Raw genomic sequence first — 22,724 nt, forward strand, 5'->3', positions numbered from 1 at the left:
ACCCCGTCAGCAACCCCGTCAGTTTGCCTTGTTCAGGGCGGTTCCGTCAGCCGTGGGAGACGCCGATCACAGACCGGCACACCTCAGTACACAAGGCCCTCACACGGTCTTCGCACAGAGTCACCCGATCCCACTAGCTGACGGGTCGTCAGATCGGCGCTACCGTGAGCGCCATGGACACCCAGAGCGACTTCCCCCGGATCATCTCCGTCGACGACCACACGGTGGAGCCCGCGCACGTCTGGCAGGACCGGCTCCCGAAGAAGTACCTGGACACCGGGCCACGGATAGTCCGCGCGCCCCTGAAGGAAATGACCTTCCTGGGCGGACGGTTCAAGCCGGTCATGGGTGAGCCCGGCAGCCAGGAGGGGCCGCTCGGCGACTGGTGGGTGTACGAGGATCTGCACCGGCCCCTCACCCGGCTCGACACCGCCGTCGGGTACGACAGGGACGAGATCAAGCTGGAAGTCATCACGTACGAGCAGATGCGCCGGGGCTCGTACGACGTCGCGCAGCGGCTCGCCGACATGGACGTCAACCACGTCCAGTCCGCCCTCTGCTTCCCCACCTTCCCGCGCTTCTGCGGCCAGACCTTCACCGAGGCCCGGGACCGGGACCTCGCCCTGCTGTGCGTGCGCGCCTACAACGACTGGACGGTGGAGGAGTGGTGCGGGCCCGAGGCGCGCGGGCGGCTCATCCCGCTCACCCTCATCCCCCTCTGGGATCCCGAGCTGGCCGCGGCGGAGGTGCGGCGCAACGCCGCCCGCGGTGTCCGGGCCGTCGCCTTCTCCGAGATACCCCCGTACCTGGGCCTGCCGTCCGTCCACACCGACGCCTGGGACCCGTTCCTCGCGGCCTGCGACGAGACCGGCACGGTCGTCGCCATGCACATCGGCTCCAGCAGCCGGATGCCCTCCACGTCCGAGGACGCCCCGCCCGCCGTCGGCTCCACCATCACCTTCGCCAACTGCTGCTTCTCGATGGTGGACTGGCTGATGAGCGGCAAGTTCGAGCGCTTCCCGAACCTCCGGATCATGTACGCGGAGGGGCAGATCGGCTGGATCCCCTACATCCTGGAGCGCGCCGACGTGGTGTGGGAGGAGAACCGGGGCTGGGGCGGGGTCGCCGACAAGGTCCACCGGCCGCCGTCCGAGCTGTTCGCCGGACACGTCTACGGCTGCTTCTTCGACGACGCCTTCGGGCTCAGGAACCTCGACGCCATCGGCGCCGGCAACGTCCTGTACGAGACCGACTACCCCCACTCCGACTCCACCTGGCCGAAGTCCCGCGAGGTCGGCGAGGCCCAGATGGGGCATCTGGCGGGGGACGTGGTGGAGCGGATCGTACGGGGGAACGCGATCGAGCTGCTGGGGCTCACGCAGGACGGGCTCTGGCAGGGGTCCCGGTGAGTCTCGCGTACGGCATCCAGCTGCCGGTCCAGTCCCAGAGCACTCTCTACACGGAGGGCTGGGAGGCCGCCGCCGGGCCCGCCGACCTGGTCGAGATCGCGCGGGCCGCGGACCGGGCCGGGTTCGCCTACCTCGCCTGCTGCGACCACGTGGCCATCCCGCGCCGGCTGGCCCCGGCGATGAGCACGGTCTGGTACGACCCGGTCGCCACCCTCGCCCATCTCGCCGCCGTGACCGAGCGCGTCCGGCTGCTCAGCCACGTGGCCGTCGTCGGGCTGCGCCACCCCCTGCTCACCGCCAAGCAGTACGCCACCCTCGACCGTCTCTCCGGCGGGCGCCTCGTTCTCGGTGTGGGAGCGGGGCATGTGCGCGAGGAGTTCGAGGTCCTGGGAGTGGACTTCGAGCGGCGGGGGGCCGTGCTCGACGAGGCGATCGACGCGCTGCGCGCCGCCCTCGGGCCCGAGGAGTTCCCCGAGCACCACGGCAAGCTGTACGACTTCGCCGACCTGGGCCAGCGGCCCCGGCCCGCGCAGGAACACGTGCCGATCTGGGTCGGCGGCTCCTCGCCCGCGGCCGTCCGCCGGGCCGCCCTGAAGGGCGACGGCTGGCTGCCGCAGGGGGACCCGCGCGACCGTTTGCCCGACCAGATCGCACGGCTGCGGCGGCTCCGGGAGGAGCACGGGGTCGAGGGGCCCCTCACGATCGGCGCCATCACCGAGCCCCTGTACGTCGGCACCGCCGACTGGCACGTCGGGCGGCGCACCCTCGCCGGGGCGCCGGAGGAGATCGCCGAGTCGCTGCGGGCGTACCGCGCGCTGGGCGTGCACCAGATCCAGGTGCGGTTCCGCAGTCGGAGCCGCAGCGAACTCATCGACCAGATCGGCGCGTTCGGGGCGGAGGTCGCGCCCCGGCTGGACTGAGGAGCGGACATGGGCAAGCTGGACGGGCGGGTCGTCATCGTCACCGGGGCGGCGCGCGGACAGGGTGAGCAGGAGGCGCGGCTGTTCCGCGCGGAGGGCGCGCGGGTCGTCGTCGCGGATGTGCTGGACGAGCAGGGGGAGGCGCTCGCCAAGGAGATAGGGGCCCTCTACGTCCATCTCGACGTGGGCACGGAGGAGGGGTGGCGGGAGGCCGTCAGGGCCGCCAAACAGGCGTACGGGCGCATCGACGGGCTGGTCAACAACGCGGGCATCCTGCGCTTCAACGCCCTGGTGGACACGCCCCTGGACGAGTTCATGCAGGTCGTGCAGGTCAACCAGGTCGGCTGCTTCCTCGGGATGAAGGCCGTGGTTCCGGAGATGGCGGACGGCGGGACCATCGTCAACACCGCCTCCTACACCGCGCTCACCGGGATGGCGGCCGTGGGGACGTACGCGGCCACCAAGCACGCCGTGCTCGGGCTGACCCGGGTGGCCGCGCTGGAGCTGGCCGGGCGGCGGATCCGGGTCAACGCCGTCTGCCCGGGTGCCATCGACACCGCGATGTCGAACCCGGCCCGGCTGGACCCGGACGCGGACCCGGAGGAGATGAGCCGGGCGCTGGACGAGCTGTACCGCAAGCTCGTGCCGCTCGGCCGGGTCGGGCAGCCGGAGGAGGTGGCCCGGCTGGCCCTCTTCCTCACCTCGGACGACTCCTCGTACATCACCGGGCAGCCGTTCGTGATCGACGGGGGATGGCTGGCGGGGGTCAGCGTCATCTGACCTCGCACGCAGACGCAGCTGACTCATCGTCAGCTATTGACGGTCGGGGCGGCCGGTGCGACAGTCGGCCGACACACACAATCTGACGGATCGTCAGGTAACACTGGGGACGGTGAACCGCCGTGGAATTCGGGCTCTTTGTACAGGGATATGTGGGCAAGCGTGCCGAGACCGACCCGCTGGCCGAGCACAAGGCACTGATGGAGGAGACCGAGTACGTCATCCAGGCGGACACGTCCGGCTTCAAGTACGCCTGGGCCTCCGAGCACCACTTCCTGGAGGAGTACTCGCACCTCTCCGCCAACGACGTCTTCCTCGGCTACCTCGCCCACGCGACCGAGCGGATCCACCTGGGCTCCGGGATCTTCAACCCGCTCGCCCAGGTCAACCATCCGGTGAAGGTGGCCGAGAAGGTCGCCATGCTGGACCACCTCAGCGAGGGGCGCTTCGAGTTCGGCAGCGGACGGGGCGCCGGCAGCCACGAGATCCTCGGCTTCCTCCCGGGGATCACGGACATGAACCACACCAAGGAGATCTGGGAGGAGACGATCGCCGAGTTCCCGAAGATGTGGCTCCAGGACGAGTACGCCGGCTTCCAGGGCAAACACTGGCAGCTGCCGCCGCGGAAGGTGCTCCCGAAGCCGTACGGGAAGTCGCATCCGGCGATGTGGTACGCGGCCGGGTCGCCGCCCTCGTACGCCATGGCCGCGAAGAAGGGGCTCGGCGTGCTCGGCTTCAGCATCCAGAAGGTCTCCGACATGGAATGGGTGCTGGAGCAGTACAAGACGGCCGTCGTGAACGCGGAACCCGTCGGGGACTTCGTCAACGACAACGTGATGGTGACGACCACCGCCATCTGCGCGCCCACGCACGACGAGGCCATCCGGATCGCCGTCAACGGCGGGCTGCACTACCTGCCGTCCCTGGTGTTCAGGTACCACGACACCTTCCCGCGGCCCGAGGGGTTCCCGGTCTGGCCGGAGACGCTGCCCCCGTACACGCCCGAGTTCGTGGAGCTGCTCATCGAGGAGGAGCTGCTGATCTGCGGGGATCCGGACGAGGTGCTGCGGCAGTGCAAGCGGTGGGAGCAGGCCGGGGCCGATCAGCTGAGCTTCGGGTTGCCGGTGGGCGTGCCGAAGGAGGAGACGTTGCAGACGATCCGCCTGATCGGGGAGCACGTGATTCCGAAGATCGACACGGATCCGGTGCACCGGACGTCGTGGTTCCGTCAGGCTGTATGAGGGGGCTCCTGGCATGCTGGACCACCTGATCACCGGGGCCACCGTCGTCGACGGCACGGGTGCCCCTGCGTACACCGCCGACGTCGGCATACGCGGCGGCCGGATCGCCGCCGCCGGCCGGATCACCGAAGCTTCCCGTACGACCGAGGACGCCACCGGTCTCGTCCTCGCCCCCGGCTTCGTCGATCCGCACACGCACTACGACGCCCAGCTCTTCTGGGACCCGTACGCGACCCCGTCCCTCAACCACGGCGTCACCACCGTCGCGGCCGGGAACTGCGGGTTCACGCTCGCGCCCCTCAACCCCGACCGGCCCGAGGACGCGGACTACACGCGCCGCATGATGTCCAAGGTCGAGGGCATGTCCCTCGTGGCGCTGGAGGAGGGCGCGCCCTGGAGCTGGCAGGGCTTCGGCGAGTATCTGGACGCCCTCGAAGGGCGGATCGCCGTCAACGCGGGCTTCATGGTGGGGCATTGCGCGCTGCGGCGGTACGTGATGGGGGCGGACGCGGTCGGGGGGCAGCCCACGCAGGAGCAGCTCGCGCAGATGCTCCGGCTGTTCCACGAGGCCATGGACGCGGGGGCCTGGGGGCTGTCCACCACCCAGTCCAGCACCCACTCCGACGGTGAAGGTCAGCCCGTGGCCTCCCGGCACGCCCGGCCGGCGGAGCTGCTGGCGCTGGCCCGGGCGGTCGGGGAGCACGAGGGCACGCAGATCGAGGCGATCGTCGCCGGCTGCCTGGACCAGTTCAGCGATGCCGAGATCGACCTGTTCGTGGAGATGAGTGCGGCGGCCGGACGTCCGCTCAACTGGAACGTCCTGACCGTCGACGCGGCCGTTCCGGAGCGGGTGCCCCGGCAGCTCAGCGCGAGTGAGCGGGCACGGAAGGCCGGGGGGCGTGTCGTGGCGCTCACCATGCCGATCCTCACCCCGATGAACATGTCCCTGGGCACCTTCTGCGCCCTGAACCTCATCCCGGGGTGGGGGCCGGTCCTCGGACTGCCCGTGCCCGAGCGGATCGCCAGGCTCCGTGACCCCGACGTCAGGAGCGAGATGCTGCGCCGGGCCGAGTCGAAGGAGGCGGGCGTCTTCCGGCGGCTCGCGAACTTCGGGCGTTACGTCATCGGGGACACCTACAGCGAGGTCAACCGCGGGCTCACCGGCCGGGTGGTCCGGGACATCGCGGCCGAGCGCGGGCAGGACCCCTTCAGCTGCCTGGTGGAGATCTGCGCCAACGACGAGCTGCGTACGGTCCTGTGGCCGATGCCCACCGACAACGACCCCGACTCCTGGGCCCTGCGTGCCGAGACCTGGCAGCACGAGGACGTGCTGCTCGGCGGCTCGGACGCGGGCGCGCACCTGGACCGGATGTGCGGGGCGCCGTACACCACCCGGTTCCTCGGGGACTGTCTGCGCGGCCGCAAGCTGGTCGGTCTGGAGCAGGCGGTGAAGATGCTGACCGACGACCCGGCGCGGCTCTTCGGGCTGCGGGGGCGGGGGCGGGTGCGGGAGGGCTGGCATGCGGACCTGGTGCTGTTCGACCCGGAGCGGATCGACGCGGGCCAGGCCACCCTGGTGCACGACCTGCCGGGCGACAGCCCGCGGCTGGATTCGAAGGCGCTCGGGGTGCGGGCCGTGTGGGTCAACGGGGTCGAGGCGATCCGGGACGACGTGGTGAGCGGCGCCGTACCGGGCCGGGTGCTGCGGTCCGGGCGGGACACCAGGACGGTGAGCACCCGGTGACGGACGGACAGCGGTTGTTCGTCGGCGGTGAGTGGGTCGAGCCGGACGGCGGGTTCTACCCGGTGACCGACCCGGCCACCGAGGAGACCGTCGGACTGGCGCCGGAGGCCGGCCCGGAGCAGGTGCGGGCGGCCTGTGCGGCGGCCCGGGAGGCGTTCGGGGCCTGGTCGCGGACCAGCCCCGAGGAGCGGGCGGCGGTGCTCGGTCGGGCCGCGGAGATCATCCGTGGCCGGTTCGTCCCGTACGCCGAGCTGGCGCGTGCCGAGACCGGGGCGACGACGGGGACGGCCCGGGCGATGCAGGTCGGGGTGGCCGCCGCCCGCTTCCGCCGGTACGCGACCGTGGAGCCCGCCGAATGGGCGATCGCGCCGCAGATCAACGAGGCCGGGCCGATCGGGAGGGCGAGCGTGATGGGCGCGCTGGCCGTCCGCCAGCCCGTCGGGGTCGTCACCTGCATCACGTCGTACAACAACCCCTGGGCGAACCCGGCCGGCAAGGTCGCCCCCGCGCTGGCGATGGGCAACACCGTGGTCGTGAAGCCGGCCCCGCAGGACCCGCTGTCCGTCTACCGGATGGCCGAGGCGCTGGAGGCGGCGGGAGCGCCGGCCGGTGTGGTGAACGTGGTCTCCGGGCGTTCCACGCAGGTCGGTGAGGCCGCCGTCGCGTCCCCCGACGTCGACATGGTGAGCTTCACCGGCTCGACGGCCGTCGGACAGCGCATCGCCGAGGTGTGCGGGCGGGACATGAAACGCCAGCTGATGGAGCTGGGAGGGAAGGGGGCGGCGGTCGTCTTCGACGACGCGGACCTCGCTTCGGCGGTGGCGGGGATCGGGACCACCTTCTCCTTCTACAGCGGGCAGATCTGCACGGCACCGACGCGGGTGCTGGCGCAGCGAGCCGTGTACGACCGGCTGGTCGAGCAACTGGCCGCCTACGCCCGCCGGTTGAAGCTGGGGGACCCGCGGGAGGCGGACACGGTCGTGGGCCCGGTCATCTCCGCCGAGCACCGGGCGCGCGTGGAGTCGTACGTCGAACTCGGCCGCAAGGAAGGCGCGACGGTGGTCACCGGCGGCGAACGCCCTTCCCCGGAGCGGGGTTTCTACGTCGCCCCCACCCTCCTCGCCGACTGCGCGAACGACATGCGGGTGGCCCGGGAGGAGATCTTCGGGCCGGTGGTGGCGGTGATCCCCTTCGACGAGGAGGACGAGGGGGTGGCCCTCGCCAACGACTCGGACTACGGCCTCATCGACTACGTCTGGTCGGGCGATGTGGCCCGCGCCTTCCGGGTGGCCCGGCGGCTGCGGGCCGGCGGGGTCGGTGTCAACACGGTCGGCCGCAACATGGAGGCACCCTTCGGCGGCTTCAAGAAGAGCGGCGTCGGCCGGGACGTCGGCTCCTACGCCCTGCACGCGTACAGCGAGGTGCAGGCGATCGTGTGGCCGGGGTGAGAAACGGGAACGGTCGGCTCATGGAGCGGACGGTGGCCGTCGGCGGCGGCGAGGTATGGACGGACGACACGGAGGGCGAGGGGATCCCCCTGGTGCTGCTGCATCCGGGGATCGCCGATGCACGGGTGTGGGAACCGGTGCTGCCCGCGCTCACCGGGCGGTACCGGGTGATCCGTTACGACGCACGGGGCTTCGGCAGGTCCCCGGCGCCGACGACGGCGTACCGGCAGAGCGAGGACCTGCGGCGGGTCCTGGACCACTTCGGGCTGGACCGCGCGGTGCTGGTCGGCAGCAGTATGGGCGGGAAGACCGCGATCAGCTTCGCGCTGAGCGACCCGGAGCGGGTGGCCGCCCTGGGTCTGCTGGTCCCCGGCGTGACCGGCTACCCCGATCTGGAGTCGCCGGAACTGACCGAGCAGATCGGCAAGCTGGCCACCGCCGGCGACATGGACGGCCTGCTCGACCTGTCCCTGCGCACCTTCGCGGCGGCGGGCACCGCGCCGGACACCCGGGCCGCCGAGCTGATCCGGGCCTCGTTCCCCGGCTGGTTCTCGACCTACGGCCGGGAACAGGAGGAGGACCCCGCCTTCGAGCGGCTCGGGGAACTGCGCCTGCCCTGCGCGCTGCTGCTGGGCGAGCAGGACACGCCCCAGGTGGTCCGCTGCAACGAGGCGATGGCCGCGCGCATCCCCGGGTGCCGTCTCGTCCGCGCCCCCGACTGCGATCATCTGCCGACCCTGCGCGTCCCCCAGGCCGTGGTGCGGTTGGTGACCGACCTGTACGACCGGGTGACCTGACCCGGCTCAGTCCGTCAGGTCCACGCGTACCGTCAGCAGGTCGGTGCCGAACGCCCGTACCGCCGCGCTGTTGAAGCGGGGCAGGGAGCGCAGCCGGGCCGCGGCGTCGTCCTCCGGGAGGAGGTGCGCGGTGCCGTGGTGCCAGCGGCCCCGGATCCGGATGCGGACGTGCGGGTCGGCCTGGATGTTGCGGACGTACTGCGACTTGAACCCGAACTCCGAGACGAGCCAGAAGGAGTCCCCGACCCGGCTCCCGCCCACCGGCGTCGGCCGGGGCAGGCCGGACCTGCGGCCGGTGGTCTCCAGGACGGTCTGCGTCGGGATGCGCCGGTTGAGCGGGTTGGCCACATGGCGCTGCAGGCGCGTGAGGATCTGCCGCTTGAGGTCGGCGGCGGTGCGTGACATGTCTCGGACTCTCCTGCTCTTCTCCACGGACGGCGTCCGTCCGCAAAGCTCGCGTGGGTGCTGTGGCAGCTCTGTGCGGGGCGGGTGCTTCGTGGAAGGGCGTACGGCTGGGGCGTGTTAGCCTCCCCCGCGGTCGTGATCGATTGCAACGGGGGGCAGTGATATGGGCACGTCTTCGGACGGCTATCAGGTCAAGTCCGGTATGTCCGGCCAGGCGAAGGAACTGGACGGCGCGGGCGACGACGCGGGGAAGATCGCGCAGGCGATCAATCCCACGCTCTGCTACGCGCTGGACGCGCTGGGCGGTTCCGACTCCGGGCAGGCGTTCAACACGTACGCCGCGGCCTGGGAGGCGGAGTCCAAGACGCTCGAGGAAGCGCTGCACGAGCTCGGGAAGAAGGTCCGTGCGGCCAAGGGCGCCTACGGCGGCAGCGACCACCTCGTCGGGACACAGGCCGCGCATGTCCGCGTGCCCGACGCCGGGGTGAGCACCATGCCCGCGTACGCCGAGCGTCCCTCCGCCCTGTCGAGCTACTGAGGACCGCCCGATGACGGAATCCACCACCGACCGCCGCAAGCGGCTGGCCGGGCTGAGCGGCGACATCGCCTCGGCCGGCAGCAAGAACGACCTGATCGACGCGATCGACTCCGCGCTCGCCGTGTCCGCCCCGGTGGGCGACCCGGCCACCCTGGAGACGCTGGGCAAGCGCTACCGGGGACAGGCCGACCACGCCATCGGTGTCTCCGAGCGAGTCGACAAGGTGGCCCGCAAGGGCCTGCCGGACGTGTGGGTCGGCGACACCAGCGTCCTTGCCTCCGACGTGATCTCCGCCGCCTCGCGGTCCGCCGTGCAGATGTCCGAGGCGCTCCGGGGCGGCGGCAACGCCCTGCTGAACCTGGCCGACTGGCTCAAGGTCGCGCAGAAGGGCGACGGCGAGGGCCGCGCCAAGCTGCGCGAGGCGCGCGGCATGCTGGGCGGCAAGGACGGCTTCTTCGACGACTTGCACGAGGACGACGAGGAGGAGTCGGAGCGGCTGAAGGCCCGCGCCGTGGCCTCCTCCGGCGTGAAGCTGCTCCACGACGCCGCCGTCACCGCCGACGACGCCGCGCGCCATGCCGCCCGCGACCTGAACAAGTGGGCCGCCGAAGCCCGCGCCGGCAAGATGAAAACCGACGACCTGACCGCGGTCGACCGGCTGATGCTCGCCGACACCAGCAATGCGGGCGGCGATCCCGAGCTGAACGAGATCCTCACGGCGAACGACCTGGAGCGGTCCGGGCGCGCCATGGAGAAGCTGTCTGCGGCGGACCAGGCCCGGATGGAACTCCTCCTGGCGGACGCGAAGACGCCGCAGGAGAAGGCGTACCTGATGAAGGCCCTGGCCGCGGGCAACTCCGTCGACGAGGTCGACACGTTCGCGAAGAAGATCCACGGCAAGGACCCGGTGTGGCTGCAGCAGCACCTGGCGCCGGTGACGACGGGCAACGCCCCGTCGGCCAAGGAGCAGGAGAAGCAGGCCTTCAAGGGCAAGCTGTGGGACCAGGACGGCGAGACGTGCGTGCCCTCCTCCACGGTCACCGCGCGTGCCCTCGTGGATCCCGTGTACGCCCTGGAGCTGACCGGCGGCCCCGACGGCACGGACGACGACCCGGAGCACTTCCGCAAGCGCCTGACCGACGAACAGCTCCGCCTGCACGAAGAGGGCGACGGCGACAACTCCGGCTGGTGGTGGGACGAGCACCCGTCCGGCATGGACAAGGACGGGCAGGTGGAGATCTCCAACAAGGAGCTCAGCCCGCACACCGGCGATCACTACGAGGCCCAGAACATGGGTGGCGAGGACGACCGGCGCAACGTTCTGCCCGACATCGAGAAGTCCGTCGCCGAGGGCAAGCCCGTACCCATCAACATCGAGCGGTACGACGAGAACAAGGACCGGCACGGCCACAGCATGATGATCATCGGTCAGGAGGGGGACAGGCTCCAGATCTACAACCCCTGGGGCGTCACCACCTGGGTCAGCGAGGAGGACTTCATCAAGGGAGACCTCCACGCGGCCGCGGACGACCGTTACTCGGCCGCGCACAAGGGCAACGTCGACACCGTCTACATCCAGCAGAGCTGAGCAACCGTGAACATGCGCACCGTACTGACCTCCCTGGCCGCCACGGCAGCCGCAGTCCTCGTCCTGACCGGCTGCGGTGGTCAGGGGGGAGCCGATGAGTACGGCACCAAGGAGCGCGAGGCCATCACGGTCGATGCGGGGGACGAGTTCACGCTGACGGTGCCGGCGAATCCCGCGATCGGGCAGAACTGGTACCTGGCCGAGCCCCGGCCGGACGCGGGCATCCTGAAGTACCGGGGCAAGCGGGAGGAGGAGAAGGGCGGCGACAGCGATCTCGTCGGTTCCGGCGACGGCACCCAGTTCTTCGACTTCACGGCGCTCAAGCCCGGCAAGGCCACGGTCAAGCTCCTGCACTGCCCCATGGCCGGCTGCCACAGCGGAACCGAGTCGGCGGCTCCGTTCCCGAACGCGACCGCCCCTGGTACCACCACGATGAGCCCGTTCCCGACCGCCACCGGCACACCGGACGACCTGCCCGCGTTCTTCGTCTACACGATCACGGTCCGCTGACCCACCCCACCCGAGAACCGGAAGCGTTCCCCATGCCCTCCGCATCCCGCACCGACGACGAGGTCCTCGCCGCCACCGACGTGGCCGTCCTGCTCCGCTACGGCCTCACCCAGGACGCCTTCCGCACCGCCCTGTTCGGTGACGGCGCCGTCGCCGCCGCCGTCACCCTGGACCGGCTCGGCGTGGTGCCGCGTTCGGTGGCCTTCGTCGCAAAGATCGTGCGGGCGGGCGGTCCGGCGTACGCGGCCGGGCTGCCGGAACCGCTGCCGTCCCGGGAGGCGGCAGCGGTGCTGCGCGACTGGCTGGAGACCGCGGCGACGATGGTCACCACACCGGAGGGCGAGGACCGCGTCGCCCGGTGGCTGGACACGGTCGCCGAGATCATCGGCATGCGCCGGAACAGCCGCCGGTAGGCACGGCCACCGTCACCGGCGGCCCAGGAAGATCGGGTTGGTGAACGCGGCCAGTGCCCCCGGCAGCGGTCCCGCCGCCGTCTCGTGCCGCAGTTCGGCGCGGACGTAGGCCGCGTACGACGGGGTCGTGCGCCACTCCACCACCCCCGAACCGGTCACCGGCAGGGGGGCACCGGTGAACAGCACGCCCTGGTCGGTGACGAGACGGACCGAGCAGCGCGGGGCGCCGGAGACCTCCAGGCGGACCGTCACCGGGGCGTCCCGGCCGACCTCCAACCGCTCACCGATCCCGGCGTGTTCGCCGCGCCCGCCGCTCACGGTGAAGGACAGGGCCACCTTGGCGGACTCGGCGACGTACGAGCGCCCCGCCTTGAGGCCCTCCTGGATCGCCTCCCGGGTCAGCCCGTCGGCGAGGACCACGGTCTGCGGCGTGCCGACCGGGTCGGGGTCACGGTGGGCGTCGCTGTTGCCCATCGCCGGGATCCAGGCCCGGCCCTCGCGCGCGGACGCCACCAGCATGCTGTCCCAGTCGGCCAGCGCCACCTCGTCGTCGGGCGTGTAGGGCCCGTTCCACACCTCGATGACGTCCGCCTCGCCGAAGCCGAACTTCCAGTTGCAGCCCACGCAGGTGGCGTGCGGGTGGGCGGGGACGACCAGGCCGCCGGACCTGCGGATCTGGCGGGCGAACCTGCCGAAGCGGTTGTCGCGGGCCCGGTAGCGCCAGTCGACGAAGGTGCCGGGGTCCGTGCCGAGCGCCACGACGTGGCCGTTGCGGGTGGTGATCTCCTCGCCCAGCATCACCAGCAGGTCGTCGCCCGCGACGTCCGCCCAGTGGGCGTGCGAGGTGTGCGTGTTGTGGTCGGAGCTGTTGATGAAGTCCAGGCCCGCGGCGCGGGCGAGCGCGGCGATCTCGGCGGGGGTGCGGCGGCCGTCGGAGTGCCAGGAGTGCAGATGGCAGTCACCGCGGTACCAGTCCCGGCCGCGGCCCTTGGCGCGCTGCCGCGGGTACACGGGCTCGGGTACGGCACCCTGCTCGCCGTAGGAGAGCGTGATCGTGAGTTCGTACGACAGCCCCTGCGGGGCGACGGTGTAGGGGCCGAGGGCGATCTCCCAGGTGCCCGGGTTGATCGTCCCGGGGAGGTAGCCGGGTGTGGCGTCGTCGGCCCGGACGTAGAACTCCGTCCGGGCCCCGCCGGACCAGCCGCGGAAGCCCTTCCCGCCCAGCTCGGTCCCCCGCTCGTCGAAGATGCCGATGTCGAGGGCGTTGCCCGGGGTGCCGGCGGGGACGGCCGGGCGGTCGTAGGTGTAGGAGACCTTGATCTCCCTGGTGCCCTCGGGTACGTCGACGGGCACGTACACGAAGTCGGGCGAGCCGGGCGGCAGAGTCCCGCGTACCGTACGGGTCTCGGCTTGGCGCATGTCGTCCGCCCCTCTCGCGAAGGTCACGCCTCTTAACGTAAGCGCGGCCGCGGCGCCCGTCACGAACAGGGCGCGTCTTCCGAGTCTTGCGTCGTCGTCACACATACCCGCAAGCGTTCCCCGTGGGCGTGAACTCGCAAGGAAGAGAAGGAAATCGGCGGGTTTCGAGCGCAGGGGAGGCGTCGTGGAGCGGCGGCGTCCGTCGTCGATGCCGACCAGTTGGTATGGACAGTTGGAGCCGCACCGGGTACAGGAGACCCATGCGCATCGCCGTCACGATCTTCCTCACCGACGAGACAGTCACCCCCACCCGTCTCGCCCGCGAACTCGAGCAGCGCGGCTACGCCGGGCTGTACCTCCCCGAACACACCCACATCCCCGTGGAGCGAACGACCCCGTACCCGGCCGGAGGCGACCTGCCGCGTGAGTACGGCCGCACCCTCGACCCCTTCGTCGCCCTCGGCCAGGCCGCTGCCGTCACCCGGGGGCTGGCGCTCGGCACCGGGATCACGCTGGTCGCCCAGCACGACCCGATCGGCCTGGCCAAGCAGATCGCCACCCTGGACCACCTCTCCGGCGGCCGTTTCACCCTCGGCCTCGGCTTCGGCTGGAACGTCGAGGAGGCCGACGACCACGGTGTCGAGTGGCGCGGCCGCCGGGAGCTGGTCCGGGACCGGATGGCGCTGATGCGGGCGCTGTGGTCCGAGGAACCGGTCGGCCACGAGGGGGAGTTCGGCAGCGTGCGGCCGAGCTTCGTGTTCCCCAAGCCGGTGCAGAAGCCGCGCGGCCCCCTCGTCGGCCCCCGCACCCTCGTCGGCGGGGCCGCCGGACCCAAGCTGTTCGCGCACATCGCCGAGTACGCCGACGGCTGGCTGCCGATCGGCGGCCGTGGGCTCACCGAGTCGCTGCCGGTGCTGCGGTCCGTCTGGGCGGACGCCGGCCGCGACCCGGCCGCCCTCCAGGTGGTGCCGTACGCCGTCCACCCCACCCCCGGCAAGCTCGCCCACTACGCCGAACTGGGCATCGAGGAGACCGTCGTCCAACTCCCGTCGGCGGGGGAGTCGGAGGTGCTGCGGGTGCTGGACGAGTACGCCGGTTTCCTGGGGAGCGGAGCCGCCCAGGTACCCCGCTCCGCTGACCAGCCCGAACGTATGCTCAGGGAATGACGACTTCCGCGACCTCCGGAACCGGCCCGACCGAGAACTCCATGCGTCGCGCCCTCAAACGTGCCCGGGACGGCGTCGCCCTCGACACCTCCGAGGCGGCGGTGCTCCTCCAGGCCCGCGGCGAGGCCCTGACCGACCTCGCCGCGTCGGCCGCCCGGGTGCGGGACGCGGGGCTCGAGGCGGCGGGCAGGCCCGGTGTCATCACCTACTCGAAGAGCGTCTTCATCCCCCTCACCCGGCTGTGCCGGGACAAGTGTCACTACTGCACCTTCGTCACCGTCCCCGGCAAGCTGCGCCGGGCGGGCCACGGGATGTTCATGTCCCCCGACGAGGTGCTCGACATCGCCCGCAAGGGCGCCGCCCTCGGCTGCAAGGAAGCCCTGATCACCCTGGGCGACAAGCCCGAGGACCGCTGGCCGGAAGCGCGCGAGTGGCTGGATGCGCACGGCTACGACGACACCATCGCCTACGTCCGCGCCATCTCCATCCGCATCCTGGAGGAGACCGGCCTGCTGCCCCATCTCAACCCGGGCGTCATGACCTGGACGGACTTCCAGCGCCTGAAGCCCGTGGCCCCCTCCATGGGCATGATGCTGGAGACGACGGCCACCCGGCTCTGGTCCGAGCCCGGCGGCCCGCACCACGGCTCCCCGGACAAGGAACCGGCCGTGCGGCTCAGGGTGCTGGAGGACGCGGGCCGCTCCTCGGTCCCCTTCACCTCCGGCCTGCTGATCGGCATCGGCGAGACCTACGAGGAGCGCGCGGAATCCCTCTTCGCCCTCCGCAAGGTCTCCCGGGCCTACCACGGCATCCAGGAGCTGATCATCCAGAACTTCCGCGCCAAGCCGGACACGGCGATGCGCGGCATGCCGGACGCCGAACTGGACGAGCTGGTCGCCACGGTGGCCGTGGCCCGGCACCTCATGGGTCCGAGCGCCTGCCTCCAGGCCCCGCCGAACCTCGTCGACTCCGAGTACGAGCGGCTCATCGGCGCCGGCATCGACGACTGGGGCGGGGTCTCCCCGCTCACCATCGACCACGTCAACCCCGAACGCCCCTGGCCGCAGATCGAGGAACTCACCGAGCGCTCGCGGGCCGCCGGCTTCGAGCTGCGCGAACGCCTCTGCGTCTACCCGGAGTTCGTGCGTCGCGGCGAACCCTGGCTGGACCCGCGCCTGCGCCCGCACGTCGACGCGCTCGCCGACCCGGAGACCGGCCTTGCACGTCCGGACGCGGTGGTCGAGGGACACCCGTGGCAGGAGCCGGAGGAGGCGTTCGCGGCGAGCGGCCGCACGGACCTGCACGCGGCGATCGACACCGAGGGCCGTACGACCGACCGGCGCGACGACTTCGACGAGGTCTACGGCGACTGGGAGGCGCTGCGCGAGGCGGCCGCCCCCGGCATGGCACCGGAACGCATCGACACGGACGTCCGCCAGGCCCTGCGCACGGCGGCCGACGACCCCACACGGCTCACGGACGCCGACGCCCTGGCCCTGTTCCACGCGGACGGCCCGGCGCTGGACGCGCTGTGCCGGGTGGCCGACGACGTGCGCAGGTCGGCGGTGGGTGACGACGTCACCTACATCGTCACCCGCAACATCAACTTCACCAATGTCTGCTACACCGGCTGCCGCTTCTGCGCCTTCGCACAGCGCAGGACGGACGCGGACGCGTACACGCTGTCGCTGGAGCAGGTGGCGGACCGGGCCCAGCAGGCCTGGGACGTGGGCGCGGTCGAGGTGTGCATGCAGGGCGGGATCCACCCCGACCTGCCGGGCACCGCCTACTTCGACATCGCCAAGGCGGTGAAGGAGCGGGTCCCCGGGATGCACGTCCACGCCTTCTCGCCGATGGAGGTGGTGAACGGCGCGACCCGCACCGGGATGTCGATCCGGGAGTGGCTGTCCGCCGCCAAGGAGGCGGGGCTGGACTCCATCCCCGGGACGGCGGCGGAGATCCTGGACGACGAGGTCCGCTGGGTGCTGACCAAGGGCAAGCTGCCCACGGCGACGTGGATCGAGGTGATCACGACCGCCCACGAGCTGGGCATCCGGTCCTCGTCCACGATGATGTACGGCCATGTCGACCAGCCCCGCCACTGGCTCGGGCATCTGCGCACGCTGGCCGGTATCCAGCAGCGCACGGGCGGCTTCACGGAGTTCGTGACGCTCCCCTTCATCCACACGAACGCACCGGTGTACCTGGCGGGCATCGCACGGCCTGGCCCCTCCACGCGCGACAACAGGGCGGTGACGGCGATGGCCCGTCTCCTCCTCCACCCCTACATCCCCAACATTCAGACAAGTTGGGTCAAACTGGGCAGCGAGGGTGCGGCGGAGATGCTCCGCTCCGGCGCGAACGACCTCGGCGGCACCCTCATGGAGGAGACGATCTCCCGCATGGCGGGCTCGTCGTACGGCTCCTACAAGTCGATCAAGGACCTGATGTCCGTGGCCGAGGCGGCCGGCCGTCCGGCGAAGCCGCGTACGACCCTGTACGGAGAGGTGTCCGAGGAACGGCAGCGGGCGGCGGCGGCCTCGGACGGCCACCTGCCCGACCTCCTGCCGGTCCTGGACTGACCCCGGACTGAGTACGATGATCCGACCCTCGTGCTGAGAGGGGACCCGTAGCGGAGGAGATGCGTACCCGTGGCTGCCCGACTGCCCTCGTGGGCCTGGGTCTCCGGTCTGACGGCGGGGGCGACCGCGGTCGTCGTCGCCCTCGCGGTACAGGCGAGCCACGGGCCGACTCCCACGGCCGCGACGGCCAAGCCCAGCCCGTCGGCGTCGGCGGGCACCCACGCGTCCGCCTCGCCGAAGCCGTCGGCGCCGCCCGCGCTGCCGGACGGGTCGGGCACGGGCCGCCGGATCGTGTACTCGCTCCGCGAGCAGCGGGTGTGGGTGGTGGACGCGACCGGCAAGACGTCGCGTACGTTCACGGTGTGGCCGGGCACGGTGAGCCCGCAGCCCGGCCGCTACTCGATCATCAACCGTACGCAGTCCATCCAGGGCTCGGACGGCGTCCAGATCGAGCACGTCATGTACTTCACCAAGGCGTCCGGCGTGAACATAGCCTTCTCCAACGCCCTCGACGGCGCCTCGCCGCCCCCGGCGAACGGCCAGAAACGGGGCGGCATCCGCCTCCGCAAAGAAGACGGAGCCGCGCTCTGGTCCTTCGGCGACCTGGGCACCAAAGTGACGGTCGTCACGTAGTCGGGGTCTGCTCCGCCCGCCCGCCCGGCAGGTGGTTGACGATCAACGCCACTCCGCTGAGCAGAAACACCCGGGTCGCCGCGTCCAGCCCGTTCCAGGTCTTCGACTGCCACATGGCGAACCACTCCCCGCCGATGGCGATGAACCCGGCGCCGAAGAGCAGGACGAGCATCAGCAGCCCGTAGGTGGAGAACCGTCGGGCACGCGCGGCGTCCCGCCGCACCCAGAGGTACGTCCCCCCGATGAGGACGAGGGCGGCCACGCTCTCCCACACGATGATCGCGACATAGGCGGTGTCCTGGAGCGCGGTGCTGGTGATCGCCCGCCACATCAGGTTGTCGTCCTTGAAGGTCGTGTCCATCGCGAGCACGTGCCGCACGAACTGCTGATTGGTCCCGAAGTCGGTGATGTTCCCGAGGGCGACCAGGGCGATGTAGAGCGCGAGTATGCCGGTGAGCACACCGGCGGCCAGGGCGGCACCGGTACCGGCGGTGCGGCTGGTGGGGGTGGTGGCTGTGGTGGGGGTGGTGGTCATGGCTGGATTCTCCCCGACGAACGCCCGCTCCTCCCACGCGCATTGAGCCACAATGAAGGGCGGACTGCGGGGAGGGGCGTACGCATGGCGCAGGCACGGCCGTCGATGCAGGAGCTGATCGCGCGGCGCAGACGAGCCGGCTTGGTCGGCCGGAGCGACGAACGGGCCGCGTTCCGGGAGAACTTGAACCTTCCACCGGAGGACGAACGTCACCGTTTCCTCTTCCATGTGCACGGCAACGCGGGCGTCGGAAAGACGTTCCTGGTGCGGGAGCTGGAGCAGATCGCGCGGGAGCGGGGCGCGCTGACGGCGTACGTCGACGAGGGCGCGGGGAGCGTGCCGGAGGCGATGGCGGCGATCTGCCACCACCTCGCCCAGCAGGGCCACCGGTTGAAGAAGCTGGAGGAGATGCTGGTCGCCCATCGGGAGCGGCGGCACGAGGCGGAGGCCGAGGCGGCGACGCTGGAACCCGCTCCCGAAGGCCCCTCTCCGCTGACCACGACCGCCCTCCGGCTGGGCATGGCGGGAGTGGGCGCCCTCGTCCCCGGCGCCGGCGCCTTCGTCGGAGCGGTGGACGCGGGTCAACTGGCGGACGGCGCCGCCCGCTTGAGGTCGAGGCTCAGCGCACGCTTCCGCAACCAGGAGGACGTGCAACTGGTGCTGTCCCCCGAGCGGGTCCTGACCCCGAAGCTGCTGGACGAACTGGCGGACGTGACGGCGTCGGTCCCCTGGCTGGTCCTCCACTTCGACACGTACGAGCGCACCGGCCCTTTCCTGGACGGCTGGCTGCACCAGCTGATGACCACCGACCGCTACGGCGCGCTCCCGGCCAACGTCATCGTGGTCACCGCAGGCCAGCGTCCCTTCGACACCGCCCGCTGGGGCGGCTTCGCCGACTTCGTGGCCGACCTGCCGCTCGGCCCGTTCACCGAGTCCGAGGCGCGGGGCCTGCTCGCCGACCGGGGCGTGCGGGACGAGCCGGTCGTCGCCGAGGTGCTCCGCCTCACCGGCGGCCTGCCCGTCCTCGTCTCCACCCTCGCCGAGGCCCGCCCGGCCGACCCGGACGACGTGGGGGACCCGAGCGCCACGGCGGTGGAACGGTTCCTGAAGTGGGAGCCGGATCCGGTGCGCCGGGCGGTGGCCCTGGCCTGTGCGCTGCCGCGAAGACTGGACGCCGATGTCTTCCGGGCGGCCGCGGACTGCGCGGAGGACGAGGCCGAGGCCCTGTACGACTGGTTACGGGGGATGCCGTTCGTCAGCGAACGGGGCGAACGGGCGCAGTACCACGATGTCGTACGGGCGCCGATGCTGCGCTTGCAGCGTAGGCGGTCACCGCGGAAATGGGCGGAACGGCACGGGCGGCTGGCGGAGACCTTCGGGGGGTGGCGGGAGGAGCGGCAGGCAGGTCTGCCCGATCCCTGGGCCGACGAGGCGTGGCGGGAACTGCGGCTGGCGGAGGCGTATCACCGGCTGTGTGCGGGGGAGCGGACCGCGCTGCCGTTCGTGCTCGGAGCCGTGGTGCGGGCCTGCGGCCAGGGGGAGGAGGAGGCCCGCCGCTGGGCCCGGATGCTGGTGGAGGCCGGAACGGACGCCCAGGCCGAGACGGTGACGGACTGGGGCCGGAAACTGCTGCACGCCCTTGAGGACCCGACCGCCGCCCCCGCGCTGGGCCTGCTGCTCGACCATGCCGCCCTCGACACCACGTCCCGGTCCATCGCGCACGCCGTCCGGGGCAACCTCTTCCGGGTGGCCGACGAGCACGAGCGCGCGGTGTCCGAGTACGACCGGGCCGTTGCCCTCGACTCCGAGCTGCTCTTCGCCCGCCACGGCCGTGCCGTCGTCCGCGCCGAACTGCGGGACTTCGAAGGGGCTGTCGAGGACCTGGACCACGTGCTCGTCCAGGAACCCGACAACGCCCGGTACCTCGCGTCCCGTGGCGACTACCACCGGATGTGCGGGCGCTACGACGCCGCCCTGCAGGATCTGGACCGGGCGATCGAGCTCGACCCGACGCTGCGGGGCGCCTGGGCCGCCCGGGGTGTCACTCACCACACGCTCCGCCGGTACGACCTCGCGCTCGCCGACCTGGACCGTGAGCTGGAGATCGACCCGGACTTCGTCTGGGGCCTCGTCCGGCGGGCCCGGCTACGGCGGTCCCGCGGTGAACGCGAGCAGCAGCTCGCCGACCTGGACCACGCGGTGGCTCTATCCCCCGAGGCACCCTGGGTGCTGTGCGAGCGGGGCGACGCGCTCAGCGCCGTCGGCCGCGAGGAGGAGGCGCTCGCCGACTACCAGAAGGCCCTCGACCTGGATGCCGACTACCCCTCCGTGTACGCCAGCCGGGGTGCCCTGTACGGCAAACAGGGCCGCGACGAAGAGGCGTTGGCCGACCTCGACCGTGCGCTGAGCCGCACCCCGGACTACCCCTGGGCCCTGGTGCACCGCTCCCAGGTGCGACGCCGCCAGGGCAGTTACGACAAGGCGCTCGCCGACGCGTATCACGCGGTGGAACTGGATCCCGAGGGCGCGTGGGCCCTGGCGAACAAGATCGGGACGGACCTGGCAGTCGGCCGGTTGGAGCGGGCCCGCTCGGACCTGGAGCGGTACCTCTCGCTGGGCGGGGATCCCGATTGGGCCCGTCAGCAGCCGGCCCAGGTCCGTCCGCACGTCCGGCTGGGCGCGGCCCTGACCGTGGCCCTCGCGGTGAGCGGGCACCAGGGCGTAGCCGCCGCCCGCCCGCTGTGGACGAGCTGCGCGCAGTCGGCTCGGCAACCCGGCGCCTGTCCCGACATCCCGCACGACCTCGTCGAGGTGCTGATCAGCGCGGGTCTCCAGGACTGGCCCGAACTGGACAACCAACTGCACCGCGCGCTTGCCGTACCGCACGAGTGGCCTGACCTGGCGACCCTGGCCGACGGCCTCGACACCCTGCTGCACAGCCCCGGCATCGACCGTGCCAGGCTCGCGCCCCGGCTGGAGCGGGTGGTTGCGGCCAGGGACGCGATGCGGGCGCGCTTTGCGGAGTGAGCGGCGAAGGCGAGGAACTCCGTCCAGGAGGCGCCGGTGACGGCGAGTCGGGCGCCTTGCTGCGGCCAGATCCCGAACGCTCTTCGGATACCGCGCGGAGTTCGACATCCTCGGCGGTCGTGGTTTCATCGGCTTCCTCGCGGTACCCCGCCACGGGTGCATCTTCGTCTGCAACGTCGCCTGGTACGGCTGACCCCGCTCCGACGCCGGCAGCGCCCCCGAGGACAGGGAGTGGATCCGTCTCACCGGCGAGCTGTTCGCCCGTCACGCCGACCGGTTCCCGTCTCGACCCGCTCGACTTCGGCCTCGACCGGATCCTGGACGAGGTCGAAGCGCTCCTAGCTGTGCGGGAATGACCGGGCAGGGCCGATTTGCCCCCGTGAATCGATCGCCCTCGGTCGATTACAGTGCTGAGCGTCGTACGTACGGACGGTGCTGTGAGGAGGTCTGAGTGGGTGCGACTTCCGGTGCCGTCTGGGGACGCGCCGAGCAGCAGGACTTCCGCAGCCGGGTGCGCGGCACCCTGCTCGGCGCGGCCGTCGGCGACGCGCTCGGCGGGCCTGCCGACGCGCTCGCCCTGGAGGAGATCCGCTCCGTGTACGGCGCGGAAGGGCTGCTCGACCTGGCCTTCGGGCAGGGGCGGCGCGGCACGGTCACCCACCACACCCAGCTCACCCTCTTCACGGTCGACGGGCTGATCCGCGCCCAGGTGCGCCGGGACACCGGCGCCTGGCATCCGCCGACCGATCTGCACCGGGCCTATCTGCGGTGGGCGGCCACCCAGCGGGACTGGGGGCCCGACGAGCGGCGCAAGGACGACGGCTGGCTGGCCCGCGAGGAGTGGCTGTACGCCCGCCGCGACCCGGCCCGGTCCCTCCTGGTCGGGCTCGGCGACGAGACCATGGGCACGCTGGAGACCCCGAAGAACCCGGGCGAGCTGGGCCCGGAGGCCGTGGCCCGCTCCGCGCCCTTCGGCCTGCTGGTCGGCTGGGAACCCCAACTGGTCGTCCAGCTGACCGTGGAGTGCGCGGCCCAGACCCACGGCCACCCCATCGCCTACCTCTCGGCGGGCGCGTACGCCGTCATCGTGCACGCCCTCGCCCGCGGCGAGAGCCTGGACAGCGCCGTGCAGCAGGCCCTCGCCCTGCTCGCCGCCCGCCCCGGCCACCAGCCCGTCTCCGACGCCCTCCAGCACGCGCTCGGCGCGGTACGGCAAGGCCTGCCCGGCCCGGGACGGGTGGAGGAACTGGCCGGCGACGGCACGGCGGACGGGCTGCTGGCCGCGGCCGTGTACTGCGCGCTGGTGGGGGAGGACGTACGCCACGGCCTGTGCCTCGCGGTCAACCAGGGCGGCCCCTCGGCCGCGGCGGGCGCCCTCACCGGCGGCCTCCTCGGCGCCCTCCACGGCGAAACCGCCCTCCCGCCGGCCTGGCTGACCGAGCTGGAAGGGCGGCCGACGCTCCTGGAACTGGCCGACGACTTCGCCATGGAGATGACCCAGGGACCGGCACTGCACGGCCCCGCGGGGTCGTCGCCGGGGTGGCTGGCGCGGTATCCGCGGGCGTGACC

Annotated in this window: 19 protein-coding genes; 16 read left to right on the top strand and 3 right to left on the bottom strand. The window is 71.8% G+C overall.

What is annotated here, in order from left to right; translation table 11 throughout:
• Positions 1-173 precede the first annotated feature (173 nt).
• The 7 genes from ABZ471_RS04075 (at position 174) to ABZ471_RS04105 (ending at position 8,339) form a co-directional block, all read left to right on the top strand.
• Positions 174-1,409 carry an amidohydrolase family protein gene (locus tag ABZ471_RS04075; protein ID WP_359062133.1) on the top strand — a complete coding sequence of 412 codons (1,236 nt, stop codon included), beginning with the start codon at positions 174-176 and terminating at the stop codon, positions 1,407-1,409.
• Positions 1,406-2,329, top strand: coding sequence for an LLM class F420-dependent oxidoreductase (locus tag ABZ471_RS04080; protein WP_359062135.1), 924 nt, complete (start codon positions 1,406-1,408; stop codon positions 2,327-2,329). The genes ABZ471_RS04075 and ABZ471_RS04080 overlap by 4 nt, the downstream gene beginning before the upstream one ends.
• A 9-nt stretch (positions 2,330-2,338) precedes the next feature.
• Positions 2,339-3,109, top strand: a complete 771-nt coding sequence (locus ABZ471_RS04085; RefSeq protein WP_359062136.1) for a glucose 1-dehydrogenase — start codon at positions 2,339-2,341, stop codon at positions 3,107-3,109.
• A gap of 122 nt (positions 3,110-3,231) precedes the next feature.
• The gene (locus tag ABZ471_RS04090) at positions 3,232-4,350 is read left to right on the top strand and encodes an LLM class flavin-dependent oxidoreductase (RefSeq protein ID WP_359062138.1); all 1,119 of its coding nucleotides are present in this window, start codon (positions 3,232-3,234) and stop codon (positions 4,348-4,350) included.
• Between the two features lie 13 nt (positions 4,351-4,363).
• Positions 4,364-6,094, top strand: coding sequence for a D-aminoacylase (locus ABZ471_RS04095; protein ID WP_359062140.1), 1,731 nt, complete (start codon positions 4,364-4,366; stop codon positions 6,092-6,094).
• Positions 6,091-7,542, top strand: a complete 1,452-nt coding sequence (locus ABZ471_RS04100; RefSeq protein ID WP_359062142.1) for an aldehyde dehydrogenase family protein — start codon at positions 6,091-6,093, stop codon at positions 7,540-7,542. The genes ABZ471_RS04095 and ABZ471_RS04100 overlap by 4 nt, the downstream gene beginning before the upstream one ends.
• A gap of 20 nt (positions 7,543-7,562) precedes the next feature.
• On the top strand, positions 7,563-8,339 hold the full coding sequence (locus ABZ471_RS04105; RefSeq protein WP_359062144.1) for an alpha/beta fold hydrolase: 777 nt from the start codon (positions 7,563-7,565) through the stop codon (positions 8,337-8,339).
• 6 nt (positions 8,340-8,345) lie between these two features.
• On the opposite strand, the gene ABZ471_RS04110 is transcribed toward ABZ471_RS04105, so the two are convergent.
• Complete coding sequence (locus tag ABZ471_RS04110) at positions 8,346-8,744, bottom strand: nitroreductase/quinone reductase family protein (protein WP_359062146.1); 399 nt, start codon at positions 8,742-8,744, stop codon at positions 8,346-8,348.
• A gap of 163 nt (positions 8,745-8,907) precedes the next feature.
• Here ABZ471_RS04110 and ABZ471_RS04115 point away from each other — a divergent pair, with 163 nt between their 5' ends.
• Genes ABZ471_RS04115 through ABZ471_RS04130 form a run of 4 tightly spaced genes read left to right on the top strand, consistent with a single transcriptional unit; the run spans position 8,908 to position 11,793 of the window.
• Positions 8,908-9,282 carry a hypothetical protein gene (locus tag ABZ471_RS04115; RefSeq protein WP_359062148.1) on the top strand — a complete coding sequence of 125 codons (375 nt, stop codon included), beginning with the start codon at positions 8,908-8,910 and terminating at the stop codon, positions 9,280-9,282.
• Between the two features lie 10 nt (positions 9,283-9,292).
• Positions 9,293-10,870 carry a peptidoglycan-binding protein gene (locus ABZ471_RS04120; RefSeq protein ID WP_359062150.1) on the top strand — a complete coding sequence of 526 codons (1,578 nt, stop codon included), beginning with the start codon at positions 9,293-9,295 and terminating at the stop codon, positions 10,868-10,870.
• A 12-nt stretch (positions 10,871-10,882) separates the two neighbouring features.
• Positions 10,883-11,380 carry a protease inhibitor I42 family protein gene (locus tag ABZ471_RS04125; RefSeq protein WP_359062152.1) on the top strand — a complete coding sequence of 166 codons (498 nt, stop codon included), beginning with the start codon at positions 10,883-10,885 and terminating at the stop codon, positions 11,378-11,380.
• 32 nt (positions 11,381-11,412) lie between these two features.
• Positions 11,413-11,793, top strand: coding sequence for a hypothetical protein (locus ABZ471_RS04130; protein ID WP_359062154.1), 381 nt, complete (start codon positions 11,413-11,415; stop codon positions 11,791-11,793).
• A 12-nt stretch (positions 11,794-11,805) separates the two neighbouring features.
• On the opposite strand, the gene ABZ471_RS04135 is transcribed toward ABZ471_RS04130, so the two are convergent.
• Positions 11,806-13,317 (bottom strand): CehA/McbA family metallohydrolase, encoded by a 1,512-nt coding sequence (locus tag ABZ471_RS04135; protein WP_359062156.1) that lies wholly within the window; start codon positions 13,315-13,317, stop codon positions 11,806-11,808.
• Between the two features lie 155 nt (positions 13,318-13,472).
• Here ABZ471_RS04135 and ABZ471_RS04140 point away from each other — a divergent pair, with 155 nt between their 5' ends.
• From ABZ471_RS04140 to ABZ471_RS04150, 3 genes are all read left to right on the top strand, one after another.
• Positions 13,473-14,378, top strand: coding sequence for an LLM class F420-dependent oxidoreductase (locus tag ABZ471_RS04140; RefSeq protein ID WP_359062158.1), 906 nt, complete (start codon positions 13,473-13,475; stop codon positions 14,376-14,378).
• The gene (locus ABZ471_RS04145; RefSeq protein WP_359062160.1) at positions 14,375-16,960 is read left to right on the top strand and encodes a bifunctional FO biosynthesis protein CofGH; all 2,586 of its coding nucleotides are present in this window, start codon (positions 14,375-14,377) and stop codon (positions 16,958-16,960) included. Before ABZ471_RS04140 ends, ABZ471_RS04145 begins: the two co-directional genes overlap by 4 nt.
• 69 nt (positions 16,961-17,029) lie before the next feature.
• Positions 17,030-17,593 carry a L,D-transpeptidase gene (locus ABZ471_RS04150; protein WP_359062162.1) on the top strand — a complete coding sequence of 188 codons (564 nt, stop codon included), beginning with the start codon at positions 17,030-17,032 and terminating at the stop codon, positions 17,591-17,593.
• Here ABZ471_RS04150 and ABZ471_RS04155 read toward each other — a convergent pair.
• The gene (locus ABZ471_RS04155; RefSeq protein WP_359062164.1) at positions 17,586-18,128 is read right to left on the bottom strand and encodes a DUF2165 domain-containing protein; all 543 of its coding nucleotides are present in this window, start codon (positions 18,126-18,128) and stop codon (positions 17,586-17,588) included. The genes ABZ471_RS04150 and ABZ471_RS04155 overlap by 8 nt on opposite strands.
• Positions 18,129-18,212: 84 nt before the next feature.
• On the opposite strand from ABZ471_RS04155, the gene ABZ471_RS04160 reads away from it, so the two are divergent.
• Positions 18,213-21,155 (top strand): tetratricopeptide repeat protein, encoded by a 2,943-nt coding sequence (locus ABZ471_RS04160; RefSeq protein WP_359062166.1) that lies wholly within the window; start codon positions 18,213-18,215, stop codon positions 21,153-21,155.
• Between the two features lie 451 nt (positions 21,156-21,606).
• Positions 21,607-22,722, top strand: a complete 1,116-nt coding sequence (locus ABZ471_RS04165; RefSeq protein WP_359062168.1) for an ADP-ribosylglycohydrolase family protein — start codon at positions 21,607-21,609, stop codon at positions 22,720-22,722.
• The last annotated feature ends 2 nt before the right edge of the window (positions 22,723-22,724 follow it).

This window comes from Streptomyces sp. NPDC005728 (assembly GCF_040630895.1).
Lineage (GTDB): Bacteria > Actinomycetota > Actinomycetes > Streptomycetales > Streptomycetaceae > Streptomyces.

Bases quoted from the DNA above. Each gene is read 5' to 3' on its own strand.
- ABZ471_RS04160 (WP_359062166.1), top strand. From the start codon at position 18,213: ATGGCGCAGGCACGGCCGTCGATGCAGGAGCTGATCGCGCGGCGCAGA.
- ABZ471_RS04115 (WP_359062148.1), top strand. From the start codon at position 8,908: ATGGGCACGTCTTCGGACGGCTATCAGGTCAAGTCCGGTATGTCCGGC.
- ABZ471_RS04155 (WP_359062164.1), bottom strand. From the start codon at position 18,128: ATGACCACCACCCCCACCACAGCCACCACCCCCACCAGCCGCACCGCC.
- ABZ471_RS04145 (WP_359062160.1), top strand. From the start codon at position 14,375: ATGACGACTTCCGCGACCTCCGGAACCGGCCCGACCGAGAACTCCATG.
- ABZ471_RS04095 (WP_359062140.1), top strand. From the start codon at position 4,364: ATGCTGGACCACCTGATCACCGGGGCCACCGTCGTCGACGGCACGGGT.
- ABZ471_RS04125 (WP_359062152.1), top strand. From the start codon at position 10,883: ATGCGCACCGTACTGACCTCCCTGGCCGCCACGGCAGCCGCAGTCCTC.
- ABZ471_RS04075 (WP_359062133.1), top strand. From the start codon at position 174: ATGGACACCCAGAGCGACTTCCCCCGGATCATCTCCGTCGACGACCAC.
- ABZ471_RS04135 (WP_359062156.1), bottom strand. From the start codon at position 13,317: ATGTGTGACGACGACGCAAGACTCGGAAGACGCGCCCTGTTCGTGACG.
- ABZ471_RS04120 (WP_359062150.1), top strand. From the start codon at position 9,293: ATGACGGAATCCACCACCGACCGCCGCAAGCGGCTGGCCGGGCTGAGC.
- ABZ471_RS04110 (WP_359062146.1), bottom strand. From the start codon at position 8,744: ATGTCACGCACCGCCGCCGACCTCAAGCGGCAGATCCTCACGCGCCTG.
- ABZ471_RS04140 (WP_359062158.1), top strand. From the start codon at position 13,473: ATGCGCATCGCCGTCACGATCTTCCTCACCGACGAGACAGTCACCCCC.
- ABZ471_RS04105 (WP_359062144.1), top strand. From the start codon at position 7,563: ATGGAGCGGACGGTGGCCGTCGGCGGCGGCGAGGTATGGACGGACGAC.
- ABZ471_RS04085 (WP_359062136.1), top strand. From the start codon at position 2,339: ATGGGCAAGCTGGACGGGCGGGTCGTCATCGTCACCGGGGCGGCGCGC.
- ABZ471_RS04130 (WP_359062154.1), top strand. From the start codon at position 11,413: ATGCCCTCCGCATCCCGCACCGACGACGAGGTCCTCGCCGCCACCGAC.